General features: G+C 58.5%; 15 protein-coding genes, 1 tRNA gene and 2 pseudogenes. 12 read left to right on the forward strand and 6 right to left on the reverse strand.

From position 1 onward, the window contains the following. Positions 1 to 68: 68 nt before the first annotated feature. Positions 69 to 1,172: a PQQ-dependent sugar dehydrogenase gene (locus ACN0X0_RS05290; RefSeq protein WP_417278313.1), complete on the reverse strand. Its 1,104-nt coding sequence runs from the start codon at positions 1,170 to 1,172 to the stop codon at positions 69 to 71. Between the two features lie 288 nt (positions 1,173 to 1,460). Between ACN0X0_RS05290 and ACN0X0_RS05295 the strand changes: the two genes are divergently transcribed. The 7 genes from ACN0X0_RS05295 to ACN0X0_RS05325 all read left to right on the forward strand — a co-directional run bounded on the left by ACN0X0_RS05295 (position 1,461) and on the right by ACN0X0_RS05325 (position 7,736). After that, positions 1,461 to 2,636: an ABC transporter substrate-binding protein gene (locus tag ACN0X0_RS05295; protein WP_417261055.1), complete on the forward strand. Its 1,176-nt coding sequence runs from the start codon at positions 1,461 to 1,463 to the stop codon at positions 2,634 to 2,636. A gap of 108 nt (positions 2,637 to 2,744) precedes the next feature. Next, entirely contained in the window at positions 2,745 to 3,533 is a 789-nt protein-coding gene (locus ACN0X0_RS05300; RefSeq protein ID WP_417261054.1) for an ABC transporter ATP-binding protein, read from the forward strand. Next, positions 3,530 to 4,237, forward strand: coding sequence for an ABC transporter ATP-binding protein (locus ACN0X0_RS05305; RefSeq protein WP_417278314.1), 708 nt, complete (start codon positions 3,530 to 3,532; stop codon positions 4,235 to 4,237). The genes ACN0X0_RS05300 and ACN0X0_RS05305 overlap by 4 nt, the downstream gene beginning before the upstream one ends. 4 nt (positions 4,238 to 4,241) lie before the next feature. Next, entirely contained in the window at positions 4,242 to 4,616 is a 375-nt protein-coding gene (locus ACN0X0_RS05310) for a hypothetical protein (protein ID WP_417261052.1), read from the forward strand. Then, positions 4,616 to 5,626, forward strand: coding sequence for a branched-chain amino acid ABC transporter permease (locus ACN0X0_RS05315; protein ID WP_417278315.1), 1,011 nt, complete (start codon positions 4,616 to 4,618; stop codon positions 5,624 to 5,626). The genes ACN0X0_RS05310 and ACN0X0_RS05315 overlap by 1 nt, the downstream gene beginning before the upstream one ends. 71 nt (positions 5,627 to 5,697) lie before the next feature. Continuing rightward, positions 5,698 to 6,963, forward strand: coding sequence for a branched-chain amino acid ABC transporter permease (locus tag ACN0X0_RS05320; RefSeq protein WP_417278498.1), 1,266 nt, complete (start codon positions 5,698 to 5,700; stop codon positions 6,961 to 6,963). Between the two features lie 185 nt (positions 6,964 to 7,148). Further along, positions 7,149 to 7,736: a nucleotidyltransferase family protein gene (locus ACN0X0_RS05325; RefSeq protein WP_417278316.1), complete on the forward strand. Its 588-nt coding sequence runs from the start codon at positions 7,149 to 7,151 to the stop codon at positions 7,734 to 7,736. A 181-nt stretch (positions 7,737 to 7,917) separates the two neighbouring features. Here ACN0X0_RS05325 and ACN0X0_RS05330 read toward each other — a convergent pair whose 3' ends face one another. Beyond that, positions 7,918 to 10,698 carry a Hint domain-containing protein gene (locus ACN0X0_RS05330; protein ID WP_417278317.1) on the reverse strand — a complete coding sequence of 927 codons (2,781 nt, stop codon included), beginning with the start codon at positions 10,696 to 10,698 and terminating at the stop codon, positions 7,918 to 7,920. Positions 10,699 to 11,732: 1,034 nt separating this feature from the next. Between ACN0X0_RS05330 and ACN0X0_RS05335 the strand changes: the two genes are divergently transcribed. Continuing rightward, complete coding sequence (locus tag ACN0X0_RS05335) at positions 11,733 to 13,265, forward strand: hypothetical protein (RefSeq protein WP_417278318.1); 1,533 nt, start codon at positions 11,733 to 11,735, stop codon at positions 13,263 to 13,265. Positions 13,266 to 13,307: 42 nt separating this feature from the next. Further along, a pseudogene (locus ACN0X0_RS05340) lies at positions 13,308 to 13,620 on the forward strand (transposase); the annotation flags it as partial. On the opposite strand, the pseudogene ACN0X0_RS05345 reads toward ACN0X0_RS05340, so the two are convergent. The 3 genes and pseudogenes from ACN0X0_RS05345 to ACN0X0_RS05355 all read right to left on the reverse strand — a co-directional run. Then, positions 13,619 to 13,948 (reverse strand): annotated as a pseudogene (locus ACN0X0_RS05345) (helix-turn-helix domain-containing protein); the annotation flags it as partial. The pseudogenes ACN0X0_RS05340 and ACN0X0_RS05345 sit on opposite strands and share 2 nt — an antisense overlap. A gap of 290 nt (positions 13,949 to 14,238) precedes the next feature. After that, positions 14,239 to 14,325 (reverse strand) — tRNA-Leu (locus tag ACN0X0_RS05350). A 133-nt stretch (positions 14,326 to 14,458) separates the two neighbouring features. Further along, complete coding sequence (locus ACN0X0_RS05355; protein WP_417278499.1) at positions 14,459 to 15,322, reverse strand: neutral zinc metallopeptidase; 864 nt, start codon at positions 15,320 to 15,322, stop codon at positions 14,459 to 14,461. A 156-nt stretch (positions 15,323 to 15,478) separates the two neighbouring features. On the opposite strand from ACN0X0_RS05355, the gene ACN0X0_RS05360 reads away from it, so the two are divergent. Genes ACN0X0_RS05360 through ACN0X0_RS05370 form a run of 3 tightly spaced genes read left to right on the forward strand, consistent with a single transcriptional unit; the run spans position 15,479 to position 16,785 of the window. Further along, positions 15,479 to 16,057, forward strand: a complete 579-nt coding sequence (locus ACN0X0_RS05360) for a YqaA family protein (protein ID WP_417278319.1) — start codon at positions 15,479 to 15,481, stop codon at positions 16,055 to 16,057. Next, positions 16,054 to 16,557, forward strand: a complete 504-nt coding sequence (locus ACN0X0_RS05365; protein ID WP_417278320.1) for a disulfide bond formation protein B — start codon at positions 16,054 to 16,056, stop codon at positions 16,555 to 16,557. Before ACN0X0_RS05360 ends, ACN0X0_RS05365 begins: the two co-directional genes overlap by 4 nt. 42 nt (positions 16,558 to 16,599) lie before the next feature. Continuing rightward, positions 16,600 to 16,785, forward strand: coding sequence for a hypothetical protein (locus tag ACN0X0_RS05370; RefSeq protein WP_417278321.1), 186 nt, complete (start codon positions 16,600 to 16,602; stop codon positions 16,783 to 16,785). Between the two features lie 6 nt (positions 16,786 to 16,791). Here the strand turns inward: ACN0X0_RS05370 and ACN0X0_RS05375 are convergent, their stop codons facing one another. After that, positions 16,792 to 17,079: an usg protein gene (locus ACN0X0_RS05375; RefSeq protein ID WP_226553508.1), complete on the reverse strand. Its 288-nt coding sequence runs from the start codon at positions 17,077 to 17,079 to the stop codon at positions 16,792 to 16,794. Positions 17,080 to 17,181: the final 102 nt, after the last annotated feature.

Here is a 17,181-nt window from a genome sequence, read left to right on the forward strand (position 1 = left end):
GAAAACCCAAAACAATCGGGATTGGGCGTAGAAATCCCATGCAAACGCCTAATTCCTGCGCGGAAACGTCAGTCGCGCGGTGCAATCCGGTAGGCAGCCCCCTCCCCGACCGAGAGAAACCAGATCGCCCCATCCGGCGCCAAGGCGATGTCGCGCACGCGGCCTGTTTCGGGCCAGGACCATTGCTCCTCTTGCCAGCTGGCCGGGTCCATCACCGAAATATAGTCGAATTTCAGCGACCCGATCAGATGTTTGCCTTTGAGCTCCGGAAAGAGATCGCCCTCATAGATCGCATAGCCTGAAGGCGCGATGGAGGGGGTCCATTGATGCGCGGGCGGCTCTGTGCCCTCAAGCGTCTGAGGCGCGAAACGCCCGCCGCCGTAATTCTCGCCGTAGCTCGTGAGAGGCCAGCCATAGTTGGCACCTTTGGCGACCAGATTGATCTCATCGCCGCCCTGTGGCCCGTGTTCGTTGACCCAAAGCTGGCCTTGCCCGTCAAGCGCCGCGCCTTGCGGATTGCGGTGGCCATAGGACCAGAGCGCAGGGAGGGCGTCGTCGTTCAGAAACGGATTGTCTGCCGGAATGGTGCCGTCACGATTGATCCGAAGCACCGAACCATTGGCGCGGGTTTTGTCCTGCGCCGCATCCCGCTCGCCACGTTCGCCGACAGTGAGGAAGATCGTGCCATCCGTCGCCTCGACAATGCGGGAGCCGAAATGCTGGCCTTTGCGGCTGCCCTCCGCCATCACAAAGAGATCATGAAAATCAACAAGCCGGTCGCCTTCAAGCCGCCCGACGCCAAGCGCGGTGCCTGCGCCGCCGCGCATCGGTTTGGAATAGCTGAGAAAGACCTCGCGGCTCTCAGAGAAATCACGCGGGATCATGATGTCCAAAAGACCACCCTGCCCACTTTTCCAGACCTCCGGCGTGCCTTTGACCACGGTGACCGCGCCGTTTTGGACAAGCAAAAGCCGCCCGTCGATCTCGCTGATCAGCACGCCGCCTTCAGGCAGGAAGTCAATCGCCCAAGGCTCGTCCAGACCGCTCACGACCTCGGTGACGGCAACGGGTGTGGCCCCGGCCATGCGATCAGCGGCCCATAAAGACGTGGGAAGAACGAGAGACACACTGGCAATAAGCGGCGTGACAAGACGGGAGAAAATGAGAGACATCGAAAAAGGCCTTTCTCAGATAAGGGGGAAGGTCTCGGTGTTTTGTTTGAGATAATGCGGTCGCGGCGGGTTTCAATCCAACTCCCCCGAGTCGGGGGGGGACGCTTCCCAGCCCTGCGCAAATCGGCGGCCTCGGCGCATTTGACCCCCAAAGCCCCCAAACCCCTGTCAGAATTTGAGCAAATGCCCCAAATCCGAGCGCGAAACGCCGCGGCATATCTTTCCATCCGGTCAAAGCCCGTCTAGTCTCCGCCCTAGGACAAGATCCAAAACAGGGAGTATTTCCATATGAAAAAGCTGCTTCTGGCTTCCACCGCTGCGACCCTCATGGCGGGCGCGGGCTATGCCGAAGACGTCAAGGTCGGCGTCATTCTCGGGTTCACCGGACCGATTGAATCGCTGACCCCCGACATGGCCGCCAGCGCGGAGCTGGCCATGAAAGAAGTGAGCGACAGCGGCGCGTTCCTGGACGGCTCGACCATCACGCCCCTGCGTGCGGACAGCACCTGTGTCGACGCGGCGGCGGCCTCTGCGGCGGCTGAGCGTCTGATCACCTCCGACGGTGTCGTCGCCATCATGGGCGCGGACTGCTCCGGCGTGACCGGCGCGATCCTGTCGAATGTGGCTGTACCCAATGGTGTCGTGATGATTTCTCCGTCAGCCACCTCGCCGGGTCTCTCGACCGTCGAAGACAATGGCCTCTTCTTCCGCACCTCACCGTCGGACGCGCGTCAGGGCGAAGTTCTGGCCGATGTGCTGGAAGAAAAAGGTATCACCTCCGTGGCTGTGACCTACACCAACTCCGACTACGGTAAGGGCCTGTCGGACGCGTTTGCCGCCGCTTACGACGGTGAGATCACCATCAACACCTCGCATGAAGACGGCAAGGCCGACTACTCCGCCGAGATCGGCGCCATGGCCGCAGCGGGCGGCGACGTGCTTGTCGTGCTTGGCTATGTCGACCAAGGCGGCAAGGGCATCATTCAGGCTTCCGCCGACACCGGCGCCTTTGACACCTACCTCCTGGGCGACGGCATGTATGGCGACAGCCTCTTGTCCGATCTGGGCGATGTGGTCGAAGGCTCCATGGGCATCGTGCCCTGGGCCGAGGGCGAAGGCACCGATGCGTTCAACGCACTTGGCGAAGCCGCGGGCATCAACGTCTCCTCCGCCTACACCCGCGAAAGCTATGACGCGGCGGCTCTGATCGCTCTGGCCATGGCCAAGGGCGGCGAAGCCACGAAAGAAGCCGTGGCGGCCAATGTTCTGGACGTCGCCAACGCACCGGGCGAGCCGATCCTGCCGGGTGAGCTGGACAAGGCGCTCAAGATCCTCTCCGAAGGCGGCGACATCGACTATGTCGGCGCCACCAATGTGGAGCTGATCGGACCGGGCGAAGCCGCTGGTTCCTACCGCTACTACACCATCACCGATGGTGCGTTTGAGACGGTCGACATTCGCTAAGACGCGACCAACTTTAAGTAACGGCCCGGGGCGTTTTGGCGTCCCGGGCCCACGTTTTCGGCCCGAAAGACCAAAAGACATCGGGCCGATCTATGGGGACACATCACAATGATCGAAGTGCGTGATTTGCACATGCATTTCGGCGGTTTTCGCGCGGTTGACGGCGCCTCGCTCACGCTTGAGCAAGGTTCGATCACGGGGCTCATCGGGCCCAATGGCGCGGGGAAAACGTCGCTTTTCAACTGTATCGCGGGGGTCTTGACGCCGACCTCGGGGCATGTGCTGTTCGACGGTGAGGACATCACCGGGCTGAAACCGCACGAGCTGTTTCATAAGGGCATCCTGCGCACTTTCCAAATCGCGCATGAGTTCGGCTCTATGACATGTCGCGAGAACCTGATGATGGTGCCGTCGGGCCAATCGGGTGAGACGCTTTGGAACACCTGGTTCGGGCGCAAACGCATCGCCAATGAAGAGCGGGCTCTGCGCGCCAAGGCGGACGAAGTGCTTGAGTTCCTGACGATTTCCCATATCGCGGATTTGAAAGCGGGCGAGATTTCCGGCGGCCAGAAAAAGCTTTTGGAGCTTGGCCGCACCATGATGGTCGACGCCAAGATGGTCTTCCTCGACGAGGTCGGCGCGGGCGTGAACCGCACGCTGCTTTATACGATCGGCGACGCGATCAAACGCCTGAACGTCGAGCGCGGCTACACATTCTGCATGATCGAACATGACATGGAGTTCATCAAACAGCTTTGCGATCCGGTGATCGTCATGGCGCAGGGTCAGGTCATGGCGACCGGCACCGCCGACGAGATCATGCAAAACGAAGCGGTGATCGAGGCCTATCTCGGCACCGGGGTCAAAAATAAGAAAACCGAGGGAGCGAGCGCATGAGTTTCCTCCATGCCAATGAAATGCGCGGCGGCTATGGCGCAGGCGCAGATATTCTGCACGGCTGTACGCTGACCGTGCAAAAGGGCGAGATTGCCGTGATTGTCGGGCCGAATGGCGCGGGCAAATCGACCGCGATGAAGGCGGTCTTCGGCATGCTGAACCTGCGCGAGGGGCATGTGCATCTCGATGGAGAGGACATCACCGGCCTCAGCCCACAGGAGCGCGTCTACAAGGGCATGGGCTTTGTGCCGCAGACCCACAATATTTTCCCGACCATGACGGTGCGCGAGAACCTCGAGATGGGGGCGTTTATCCGCAAGGACGACATCGAGACCACTATTGAACAGGTCTACGAGCTTTTCCCGGCGGTCTTCGAGAAGCGCCATCAGAACGCGGGCGAGCTGTCCGGCGGGCAACGCCAACAGGTCGCCGTGGGGCGGGCTTTGATGACCAAGCCGAAGTTGTTGATGCTCGATGAGCCGACCGCGGGCGTGTCGCCCATCGTGATGGACGAGCTGTTCGACCGGATCATCGAGGTCGCCAAGACCGGGATTTCCATCCTCATGGTGGAACAGAACGCCCGCCAAGCGCTTGAAATTGCGGACAAAGGTTATGTTCTGGTTCAGGGCGCCAATGCCTATACCGACACCGGCGCGAACCTTTTGGCGAACCCGGACGTGCGCCGGACGTTCTTGGGGGGATGAGGGCATGAGTATTTTTCCCAAGAAAAAGACATGCGCCGCGCTCGTGATCGCCGCCCTGCCCGCGACCGCGATGGCCGCAGAGCAATGTACCGTCATGGTCCAAGGCGGCGGCGCGCCTTGGCGGTTTTCCTTTGAGGAAGGCGACGGCGTGAGCTGTGCGAAATATCTGCGCGAGGAAGGCGCTCAGGAGGCCACCTGTCTCGTCGAGACAGCGGCCGAGGCCCCCGCCACCCACCGTTATCAACATTTCGACAGCAAGGGGTTCTGGGACCTGCGCGAAGACGGTCTGATGACCGGCTATGTCGATGTTGTCACCCAAGATCCGACGCCGGGGGTAGAGATGCTGCCCTTTGGCGGCATCTGTCAGGAGGTTGTCTGATGGATATTCTCAACGCATTGGTTGCGTTTACAAATTTCGTCGTAATCCCGGCCACGACCTATGGCGCGCAGCTGGCGCTTGGCGCTTTGGGCGTCACGCTGATTTACGGCGTGTTGCGGTTCTCGAACTTTGCCCATGGCGAAACCATGTCCTTCGGGGCTATGGTTGTGGTGCTGGTCACGGGGCTGTTCCAAAGCTGGGGGATTTCGCTCGGCGTCTTGCCCACGGCGCTTTTGGCCCTGCCCTTTGGCATCTTGGCGACAGCGCTTTTGGTGCTGGCGACCGACAAGGTGGTCTACAAGTTCTACCGCAAAGTCAAAGCCGCGCCGGTGATGCTTGTGATCGTTTCCACCGGCGTGATGTTCGTGCTCAACGGCGTGGTGCGGATGATTGTCGGCACCGAGGATCGCCGCTTTGCCGATGGTGCGCGGTTCGTGGTCAATGCCCGCGATTTCAAGGCCTGGTCGGGCCTGTCCGAAGGGCTCGCGATCCGCACGACGCAGGTCATCACCGTGGTCGTCGCGATGATCACCGTGGCCGCACTTTTTTGGTTCCTGAACAAAACCCGTACCGGCAAGTCGATGCGGGCCTATTCCGACAACGAGGATCTCGCGCTTCTCTCGGGCATCAACCCGGAGCGCGTGGTGACGATCACCTGGCTTTTGGTGGCGGCTCTGGCGACCATCGCAGGCGCTCTCTATGGCCTCGACAAGTCGTTCAAACCCTTCATCTTCCAACAGCTTCTCCTGCCGGTCTTCGCCGCGGCCATCGTCGGTGGCATCGGCAATCCGCTGGGCGCCATCGCGGGCGGCTTTGTCATCGCCTTCTCGGAAGTGACCCTGACCTACGCCTTCAAAAAGGTCGTGACCTATCTGGGCCCCGACAGCTGGGCGCCCGATGGGTTGGTCCAGCTCCTGTCGACGGATTACAAATTCGCCGTCTCCTTCGCGATCCTGATCATCGTCCTGCTGTTCAAACCGACAGGTCTCTTCAAGGGGCAAAACATATGACACATGCATCGACACAGCCCTCCAAACAGGCCCCCAAACCCCTGCCCCGTGCGCCTCTCTATTTCGCGGCGATGGCGGCGCTCATCATCGCGGTCGGGGTTTTGCAATCGTGGAACTCGGCGCTGGCCATTCTGAACATGGGGCTGATCTCGGCCATCATGGCCTTGGGGGTGAACCTGCAATGGGGCTATGCGGGTCTGTTCAACGTCGGCATCATGGGCTTTACCGCGCTGGGTGGTTTGGCCGTGGTCTTGACCTCCATGCCGCCTGTGCCAGCCGCTTGGGCTGCCGGTGGCGGACGCATGATCGTTGCGCTGCTTGTCGGGCTTGGCACCATCGTCGGTGCGGTTCTGATCTATCCGCGTCTGCCGAAAACCCGTGTGCGCGGGCTGTTTCTCACCGCGTTTCTTGTCGTCGGGTTTTTCATCTACCGCACGCTCTTTGATCCGGCGGTTGCTGCGATCGAGGCGGTGGATGCCTCCACGGCGGGCTATCTTGGCGGAATGGGGCTTCCGGTGTTGCTGGCATGGCCGGTCGGTGCGCTGTTGGCCGCGGGTGCCGCGTGGATCGTGGCCAAGACCGCCCTCGGCCTGCGCTCCGACTATCTCGCCATTGCCACCCTGGGCATCGCCGAGATCATTCTCGCCGTGCTCAAGAACGAGGATTGGCTGTCGCGCGGGGTGAAAAACGTCAACGGCCTGCCGCGTCCGGTGCCCTATGAGATTGACCTTCAGCAAAGCGAGTGGTTCCTGTCCTTGATGGGCAAGATCGGCGCGGACCCGGTCATCGGCTCGTCGATTTTCGTGAAACTGCTCTATGCCGGGTTCTTTTTGGCGGTCATCGGGATCATCGTTCTGGCGATGGAGCTGGCGCTCAAAAGCCCTTGGGGCCGGATGATGCGGGCGATCCGCGACAATGAAGTGGCCTCCGAGGCCATGGGCAAGGATGTCACCGGGCGACACTTGCAGATTTTCGTCCTTGGCGCTGCGATCATCGGCTTTGCCGGTGCGATGATGACCACGCTCGACGGCCAGTTGACGCCCACCACCTACCAGCCGCTGCGCTACACGTTTCTGGTCTGGGTCATGGTGATCGTGGGCGGCTCCGGCAACAACTGGGGCGCGGTTCTGGGCGGGATGCTGATCTGGTTCCTCTGGGTCGAGGTCGAACCCATCGGCGGTTGGATCGTGAGCGTTTTGACCTCTGGTCTGGCGGAAGATTCCGCGCTCAAGGCAGGGTTGATGGAACGTGTGGCCTATATGCGCTATCTGACCATGGGTGTGATTTTGTTGGTCGTGCTGCGGTTCTCGCCGCGCGGTTTGTTGCCCGAGAAATAAGCAAAAGACCCGCGCGCAACTCCATGCGCGCGGGTCTTTTTTCCGTAATGGTGTGGACGGTTGCCCGAAGTTGCGCAGATGCGCGCAGATATGAGACGGCGCAGTGCTGAAAAACCTTTCGGCGTCCCTGTCTCTCTCTCCCACTCTATAGCGGCGCCCAAACCGCACACCATGAGGCATTCGACATGAAACTTCTCGCAGGCATTTGTGCCGCCGGAAATTCGGCGCGGATGGGGTTCGACAAACTCTCGACCGCGCCCTCTTTGCATTCCCCGGACACGTTGTTGAGCCGGGCGGTCTCCGCGGCGCGGGGCCAGCCCTTTGTCGTCGCCCTGCCCGCCCAAAGCCATCCCTATCACCAGAACCGACGCGATGTGCTGCGACCGCATGATGATTTCATCACGGTGGATAACAGCGATCTGGGGATTTCCGAAACGCTCAAAGCCCTCGCCCGCGAGGCCATGGCGCGGCAAGCGGATGGGCTGGCAGTGATCATGGCCGATATGCCGTTTATCACCGCCAGCCATTTGGAAACTTTGGTCATTCTGTTTGAGACCTTCGGCGGCACGCGGATCGTGCGGGCGCAATGTCAAAGCGGGCGTGAGGGCTATCCGGTGATTTTCCCGGCCTCGGTGCTGCCGGAATTCGAGGCTCTGACCGGCGACGAGGGCGTGCCGGTCTTGGTCGAACGGCACGGCGCGAAACGGGTCGAGATGCCGTCTGAAGCCCCCTGTTGGCATGTCAACACGCCGGAGGACTGGCGCCAGATGTGAGCACTGTTGAAAGAAAACACCGCTCAGGCCCCCCTGAGCGGTGTTTCTTATGTTCTGAAAACCAAACAACTCGTAAAAATGCTCGAAATCGTCTCCCCCGGAAACTCCCGAGGGGGACGGTCAGGATCGACGCTTTGTGCCCAAGCACCCCCACCGCGTCGATCAGAGCGAACCTTTGAGATCAGGAGACGAGAAGCTCCGCCTCATGTTTGCGCAGGATGCGGCGCGCGGCGGAGAAGCCACCACGGGTCGACACTTCGGCCAGTTCCGGGAAAAGCGCGAAGAGCTCTTCGCGGGCCTCGTCGCCGATGCCGGAGAGCGTGTAGTCGCCCGGCTGGAAGCTTTCCGACCAGGTGCCGTCCGACAGAACCACTTCGTGGCGGTCGAACATCACGTGGATGTAGGTCACACCAGAGGCCTCAACCACATCCACACCTTCCAGACGGGTCAGGTGTTTGGCGGCCACGAGAACCTCGTGCTCTTCGAACAGAAGCGCGGCTTTCTCGTTGGAAACCAGCATCCGGTGGTTCGGAGAGACGACCATGTCACGCTCCGGCAGACCGGCGCCAAGCGCGCCCTGACGGATCAGAACCGGCATCAATGCGCGACGGGCGGCCAGCTCGGCGCCGGTGAGCACCTTGTGACCGATCCAGCGGATTTCCTGAATGCCGTTGTCGCGGGTGATGACGCGATCGCCGACCTTCAGCTCCTCGACCTTCATCTCGCCTTTCGGCGTGGCGATCAAAGTGCCCGGTGTGAAGCAGGGAATGATCTCTTCGATGTTGGTGTAGTTGACGTTGGCGTATTCGCCGGTGTCAGAATTGTAGAGCTGAATCTGGCCGTCATAGCCATTGCCATCGCTGTCCGGGTTCTGAACGTGGTGGGTGATCACCCAGCCATTGGACAAAAGCTCGGAGAGGTTCAGCGTGTCCCAATCGACGCCGCCCGCACCACCGTGGACGGTGGTGTTATAGACGCCCGAGGTGACATCGCTGAAGGTGATAAAGAACGTATCCTGATCGTCACCGCCATCCAAAACGTCGTTGTCGCCGCCACCATAGATGGTGTCATTGTCTTCACCACCATAGACATAGTCGGTTCCGGCACCTGCGTGGATGGTATCGTTGTCGATGCCACCGTAAATGATGTCATTGCCGTCGCCGCCAAAGATCAGGTCATCGTCGTCCTGACCGTAGATCGTGTCGTTACCAGCGCCGCCGTAGATGATGTCCTTGCCGTTCTCGACCTCGAGATCGCCCGCGTCGTCGGGGACATTCAGGCTGTCGGGATAGGCCGGATCGAGGCCACCGTAGATGGTGTCGTCGCCGTCGCCGCCGTCAATGGTGTCGGAGCCTTCGCCGCCGATGATGGTATCGTTGCCGCTGCCGCCGAAGATGGTGTCATCGTCGAAGCCGCCGTCGATATAGTCGTTGTCGTCGCCGCCATCGATATAGTCGTCGTCATCGCCACCATAGATGGTGTCATTGCCCGCGCCGCCAAAGATCGTATCCTTGTCGTTCTCCGGGTCGGAGTCGTCGGGCACATAGGGGCCATAGCCACGATCCGGGCTGCCGTCCGGGCCGCCGATGATGACATCGTCGCCGTCGCCGCCTTCGATATAATCCTGACCGTCCCCGCCGTTGAGGTAGTCGTCGCCGCCCCCGCCAGAGATGGTGTCGTCACCGCCCATGCCCCAGAATTCATTGGTGTAGGTGTCATCCGGATGGGTGCCCTGATGATCGAACCCGGTCAGGGTGTCGTCATATTCGGAGCCGATCACACCGTCGATGCCGCTCTGGATGGTGTCATTATCGGCATCGCCACCGGAAAGCTCGCCGGTGGAGAGGTTGACGTTCACCGCAGAGTCGGAGCCGGAATAATCGAGATTGTCCTGGCCAGCGCCGCCGTTAAAGGTGTCCGCGCCCGCACCCCCGATAAAGGTATCGTCGCCCGAGCCACCCGAGAGGTAGTTTGTGCCGGTGCCGCCGACCAAAGTGTCGTCGCCGCCTTCGCCGTAGAGCGTGTCATTGCCTGCGCCGCCATCGATGTAATCGTTGCCCTCGACAATCGGGGTCACGACCGCATCGTCGATCAGATCGCCATTCATCGAATAGCCGGAATTCACGTCACGCGAGGTGAGCGTGAAGGTGATGGAGCTTTGACCTTCGAATGAGGCGGAGAACCAGGCGTCCTGATCGCTCGGATCGTTGGGCTCGGTGCCGGTCGCAGAGACCGTGCCGTCCCCATTTGTAACGATCAGGGAGCTATCGCCGCTGACGCCGAAATTGGTGAAGGAGGCGCCATCCACGGTGACTGCTTCAGGATCGAGGCCATCGCTGTTCGTGCTGTCGATGTCATTGAAGGTCGCGGTGGAGTTGATCGTGACCGGCTCACCGGTTTCGGCGTTGTAGAATTCCATGCGGAAGGTCGCGGTCATGCCGCCCTGGCTGGAATAGTTGTTGCCGTTCAACAGGATCTCGGAGCCATTGCCACCGGAAAGATCGACATCGAGGTTCGGATCAGAGGTCTCGACCAAGACCAGACGCGCGTTGACGACGGTGCCGTCTTCGAGCGTGGTGACGTTCTTATAGATGGCGCTGTCACCCGACTTTGCATTGTTGTTGCCCCAAGACGTGTCGCTGCCATAGAGGTAGTTGTTGTAAGACAGAACCAGCGGATCAGCGTCTTGTGCCTCATAGGAGGAACCCGCTCCGCCGTCGCCATAGACAATATCGTCACCGTTGCCAGCAAAAACAGTATCATCCCCGCCGCCCGCAATCACGACGTCGTCGTCATTGCCTGCCGCATTGTCGCCCGCGTCGATCATGTCGCCTTCGGGATCACCCGTATAGGCGGTGTCGATCAGATCGTCTCCGGATGTCCCCGAAACGACCCCGTCCAGCGTCGGATCTGTCGGATCGGAAGGATCGCAACCATCATGATCATGGTGATTATATGTCATCGTCTCTTTCCTTCACACCTCGTTAACGCGGGCATACATCCCCCCGTGCAACGGTAACCATACGCCCGGGATACGCCCGAACTGCTCAATCAACCCTTTTGAGGCCAAACAAGCGTCCGCGCAGACCGAATATGTGAGGGAAAGAAACGACCTAAGAGGCCAGTGGCAACACTCGCAATCGTCTCAATATGCAGCAGCAGACAGACCCGCAGCAGGTCAATCCATTTCCACAACGGACGCACAAGTCGGCTCCTTCCCGGAACTCGATTCACGCGGCCGCCCCCGTGGCCTTTTAAATGCCCCCCAGTGGGCTCTTACTGGATAAGTCAAAATTGCGACCAAGCAACAGGGAAAAAGGCGGGATTGTGATCAAATATGGCAATGAAGTGTCCTTCATCACAGGAAAACAGTGTGATTTTGCAGTTTTTCGAGCAATTTTTAGCGCCATTATTTCAAGAAAAAATGCAATGTTAACAAAGCCTTTATATCTGTTTTAGGGATCATTAGAGTGGCTATTTACCATAGGTTAAGTTTCCGCCGCGCACCCCTTAAGGAACTGTCCTAAAATATGGCAAAATAAAGGCGCACCCTTGGGGATGGAACCAATCGAGGCTTTTGGGTCAAATTTCGGAAGAGATGAGAACAATCTAAATTGCTGAGCCGAATCGAGACTTTAGCCGTTTGCGCTCGCACATTTTTAGACGTTTTCAGACAGGATGGCGGCACAGGACCCGATCAGCCCTTTGTCGTCAGGTCGAGTTTGAAGAGTTTGATCATCGTCCTGCGTGCAGGTCGGGCGTGACAGAAGGCGCTCAAGATAATGATCCGGTTTGCGTACTCATGAATCGCAGGCCTTTGTTCCTTCGGATTGACTGATCCTCGCCGCGACCAGCATCAGAGCCGTTTGACACCAATACCCAAAGTTGAATTCTGATCAGCCTTGCCTTAGGACGAAAGATATCAATTCATTTCTAGTCTCACTCATTTCCCCCATTATGCCTGTCATAGCGCCCGATCAACCAGTCGAACAGCTCTTGCGCAAGATTGCCACCACTCACAGGCTGGCAACGCTGGAGGAAGTCATTTATCTGCGCCGTTTCAACCGGATCAGGCTGCTACGCTATGCGATGTTCTGGTTTTATCAGGTGGTTCTTACTGTTGCCTTTGTGGCCCCCGTCGGGCTCCTGGTGGGTATTTCGCTAGACGATAGCCAGGATCTGGGGATTCGCGTGTTCATGGGTTTGCTCGCCGCATTTATGATTTTTGTAACCGTCCTCTGGCTGAGGCAGGTATTCCCACAATTTCTGAAAGTCAGGCCGATTCTGCGGGTCCCCGACGAGATTGAGGTTTTTGGCGTATCCGACATTCTTGCAATGCAGCATCTGCACTGGTCCCTGAACAACGATATATATACATTCTACGGACACCCGATCTATGTCGACCTGCCAGACCATTGGATGAGTTCTTTTCGCGAGGATGTTGAGCGCGCGGAAAGCAAGCAAGATTTCGAGATCGCCTACATTCCGGGTGCGACGGACGCTATCTACTGGCAGAAGACAGCTCACAAGAATACCGGCGATATGCTTTCGCGAGCCGATGCTGTCATCACGGATTTCGGCAGCCATATCGTGCGATTGGGGGACTATTCCGTCACCGCAGACATCAAAGCACGGCTGCCAATTTTGCGAGCCCATTCCCGCGTCTTTAAACTGGCTGCCAACGGCATTTATATTCTGGGACTTGGGGTGCTCTTCAGCGGCGCCTTTATCGTCGTCTATAAGGACTATCTGAAATCTCTGAATTACGAGATCGAGGAGATTTTTGATATCCACGGCGAATTGCCTGTATCAATGCTCGAGGCCCGCGGTATCAGAGACCTCCATCTCGATCCGGAACTGGGGGCAAGGCTTGTTCATAGCGATGAGCCACTGGAAGTCGTCCGTGTAGCACGTCACCGCGAAGACATACCTGTTTTGTTGACACAAGACGAACTCGCAACATTTCGGGTAGCTCTCGGTCCCGGTTTTTCCCCAGACCAGCGACCTGTTCGACCTCAGATTCGTATGAAACTGAAGGAAACAGCGCTCCGTTTGGCCGCAGGTTCACCGATACAGGAACCCATCGTGCGTGGAATATCTACGTCAGAGGCCAGCATGGACTCCAAAACCTTGCAATATTGCGGTGTGATCGCGTCCTATCTCGACAAGAATTGGCCCGAAGTCCCTATGGTCCGTGCTGACAGGAAATGGAACGACACAGTCGTGCTTCTCGGTTGGGACTGGTATTTCAACGCTGACTGCATGCCGCTCGACGCCCAGTTTGCTACGCCGGAGAGCCACGCGAGATTTGAGCAGCCAGCCTTCTTCATGCATGACGACAAAATCCAGATTGCCACGACCGAGCAGGTCGCGGAATTCCGCGTAAGATACGATAAATTGAAGCGCGCAGAATCGGTGATTTGGCCGTATTTCCCGATCGTAATATGTTTCGTTGGCGTAATGTTGATGCTGTGGCTCTGGCGTGTGCATGATCAGGCAAACGCCCGCGTACAACGTCACTTTCATTGAGAATCTGCGAGGATCGTTTTGCTTCTGCTTCGATCCGAGCTCGACTATTCGACGGTGTGTCGGCGTCAGGCGTGTATCTCGGCGCATATCCCGTTTCGGCGCTCCGGTGCGCTGCTGAAACTGCGGATCGACAGCACCGGCATCTGCTTCCGTGGCAACGGGCGAATGGCTCGTCCGCAAACATGGCACAAGGCGCCGACGTGACTGGCACAAGGGGCATCTTGCGACGGACAGAACCACTGGAGATATCCGCACGGCCGAATTCTCTTCAAGCAGGCATGGCGACAGCCCGATCCTGCCGGAACTGATGATGCAGATCCCTACCGGCGAAGAGATCGAGACGGTTACAGTCGATGACGGCGCAGAATGCTTGAAACCGTCGCTTCAGACCTCTTAACGTTATGGTAACGCTCCACGATCCGTATTGGCCCCAGATGATGTTTGCGGCGTCAATAAAGAACCTTTTCCTCGCGCTCAGGCGACGTCCTGTTGGCGTGCCATTTGGGGATCGGCGGCACATTGATCAGGCCAGCTTCGCCGTGTTCAGCCTAGGCTTGGCGCCATCGGTAAAAGCTTGATCGGCCGATCCCAAAATAGCGGCAGACTTTAGCGACGTGGCCGATCTCTTCCGCGTATCGAAGTATCCTCAATTTACGTTGGATTTCGCGTTGATCTTTGGTCATGGATAACTTCCTTTTCCTAAATCTGGGAAGTTAAAGAAAATGTCCCGCGAGTAATGGTATATCTACACGCTTTGCGCGTTTCGCTCAGTGCGCGTCCGCAATCTGCGCACTGCTGTCGTTCGTCAAAAATGCTGCGAAAGTCCGCTCCCCGCCCTCAACTCAACCCCCAACCAAATCATCAAGCAGAACAGAAGCGGAATGAAACGGGAAAGTGTGAGTAAGGTGTGTGAGCAACTTTCACACACACCCTTCACAGATCAGGAGCTTGGTGGATAGCTCCTTGATTTAATTGGTACCCGTGGCCGGACTCGAACCGGCAAGGCCGTTAAGCCGGGGGATTTTGAATCCCCTGTGTCTACCAATTCCACCACACGGGCAGAGCGCCGCAAAAGCTGCGCAGTAAAAGGCGTTTAGCGAAGCGCGCGGGCGACGTCCAGAGGGATCGTCACGGTTTTTGAAAAAATCCGTTCCTTCCCCCTTCGCCACTATACAGACTTCCCCTGCGCCGACTTAAAGCCTGTCGGCGGAAAACGTATCGCAGGCGTCCAATGCGCCCGTCTTATACCCCGTCGCAAACCAGCGCTGGCGCTGTTCGGCGGTGCCATGGGTAAAGGTGTGCGGCTGCGGCACGCGGCCGGCGTTCCGTTGCAATGTATCGTCGCCGATCTGTTTCGCCGCGTTCAGAGCCTCGCGAATGTCGCCATGCTCGACGGAGCCGAATTTCTCATCCGCCATTTTCGCCCAGATGCCGGAAAAGCAATCGGCCTGAAGCTCGATCATCACAGAGACGGCGTTGCTTTCGGCCTGAGAGGCCTTGGCGCGATAGGCGTTGGCCTGACCGAGAATGCCCAGCTCGTTTTGCACGTGGTGGGCGACCTCATGGGCAACGACATAGGCCTGGGCGAAATCGCCACCTGCGCCCAATTGCCGGGACATGGTGGTGAAAAACGCAGTGTCGAGATAGACCTTTTGATCGCCGGGGCAGTAGAACGGTCCTGTGGCGCCCGAGGCCGAGCCACAGGGGCTTTGCGTCACACCTTTATAGAGCACGAGAATGGGCGGGATATATTCGCCGCCGAGCTGCTCCGAAAACACTTCTGTCCAGATCTCTTCGGTGTCCGCGAGCGTGACAGAGACGAATTGTGCCGCCTGCTCATCGGCTTGAGTAATTTCAACCGTTTGCGAGGAACTGGAAATGTCGCCCGCGCCTTCGAGCAAAGGGGTCACATCGATGCCGAGGAAATAGCCGATCACGACAATGGCCAAAAGCCCGACGCCACCAACGCCGCCGACGGCCTTGCCGCCTCTCACACCGCCGCCCGAACGCCGCCGATCCTCGATATTGCGCGATCCGCGCCGCCCCTGCCATTTCATCGCAACCACCCCGTTCCAAGATAAACCTGTGCTCACAATATCGTCAGGAATCGACGGGACAAGATCAAAGCGCCTCATCCGACCCGGGGCATGCTTGACCCCGCGACAGGAATGGGGCCTAAAGAGCCAAAGACGCGTCAGCACATAGGGACAGCGATGATCAGACGGCTTTACAACTGGACCATGTCCCTGGCCGAAAGCCCGCATGCGCTTTGGGCACTGGCTGTGGTGGCCTTTATAGAAAGCTCCGTCTTTCCGATCCCGCCTGACATCCTGATGATCCCGCTGATCGTCGCCCGCCCGCGCGAGGCCTTCAAGATCGCGGGCATTGCCACCTTAGCCTCTGTTTTGGGCGGCATGTTGGGCTATTGGATCGGCGCAAGCGCCTTTGAAACGCTGGGCCGCCCGGTGTTGGAATTCTATGGCAAAGATGCCTATTTCGACGACTTCGCGGTCAAATATAACGAATATGGCGCCTGGGCCGTGTTGATCGCGGGCGTCACGCCCTTCCCCTATAAGGTGATCACCATCCTGTCGGGCACCACCGGACTGTCTTTGCCGGTCTTCATCGTCGCCTCGATCACGGCGCGCGCGCTTCGGTTCTTTGTTGTCGCGGCGCTCCTGTGGAAATTCGGCGACCCGATCCGCGACTTTATCGAGCGCCGTCTGGGCCTCGTCTTCACCCTTCTCATCGTCATCTTCCTGGGCGGCTTCTATGCCGTGAAATACCTATGACCAAAGCTTCCTCCGATTTTGCCGCCCTCCAACCTGCGCTTGCCGCCTCTGTCGGCTCTCTGGCGATCCTGTCGGGTGCCTTCGTGTTTCAGGCCTTTGGATTTGCGCCCTGCCCCATGTGCATTTGGCAGCGCTGGCCGCATGCCATCGCCATTGCGATCGGTGTTCTTTTTGCGGTGGTGCGGCTGCGCATCCTGACGCTTCTGGGGATGCTCACCATGCTGGTCTCTGCGGGCCTCGGCCTTTACCACGCGGGCGTCGAGCAAAAATGGTGGCCGGGTCCGTCGTCTTGCACCGGTTCCGGCGACGCGCTGTCTGGTCTGTCCGGCATGGATCTTTTGCCCGGTGGCGCAGGCGATCCGGGTCTTGTGCTTTGCGATCAGATCGTTTGGGACACCTGGGGGCTTGGCATCACCATGGCGGGCTGGAATTTCGTGTTTTCGCTGGTTTTCGCGGCACTTTGGTTCATCGCTTGGCGAAAAACGGCGAAACAGGCTTGAGACAGGCTTGAGATTTGGGAAAATCCACCCCATCTTTTGTTCATGACACAGCGTAAAATCAAATCCGTCATCCCCTTTCCCACCGCGCGTCGCGCGCGCAAGCGGGTTGGCGGCACATTGGCAGACGCCCGCGCCGAGGCGCTGCGTCAACGCTTTAAAAAAGTGTCACAAGACAGCCAAACGGGCGATGCAACCACGCCGCTCAAAAAGCTGTTGAAGCGGTTTTAACTCTTCTCAATGCACCGTAAATTCGCCCACGCAATTGCGCCATTCACCTGGCGCGATCAGTTTGCGGTGGGTAAATCGGACGTGGTGCAGCGGACCTTCGATATTTTCCTGCCAGAATTCGATGAATTTGAAGAGCTTCGGGTAATCCGGGGCCAGATCGAAAAGCTGCCATGAAAACGTGTTCAGCACGCTTTGGTGATCCGGCATCCGATAGGTGAATTCCGCAAGCGTGAGCCCGTAACCCGAGAGCATCATCTCCATTTCGCTCATGTCCTGCGACGTGGTGTGTGTCATGTGCATGTCTCCTGTTGGTGGGGCCGTTTTTCGGCCTTTTTTGAGCCTCCCATAAAAATCCTGCCACAGATTGGTTAACTGTCAATAAAAACAGTATGTTGT

The organism is Celeribacter sp., assembly GCF_048270365.1.
In the GTDB taxonomy this organism is placed as follows: domain Bacteria; phylum Pseudomonadota; class Alphaproteobacteria; order Rhodobacterales; family Rhodobacteraceae; genus Celeribacter.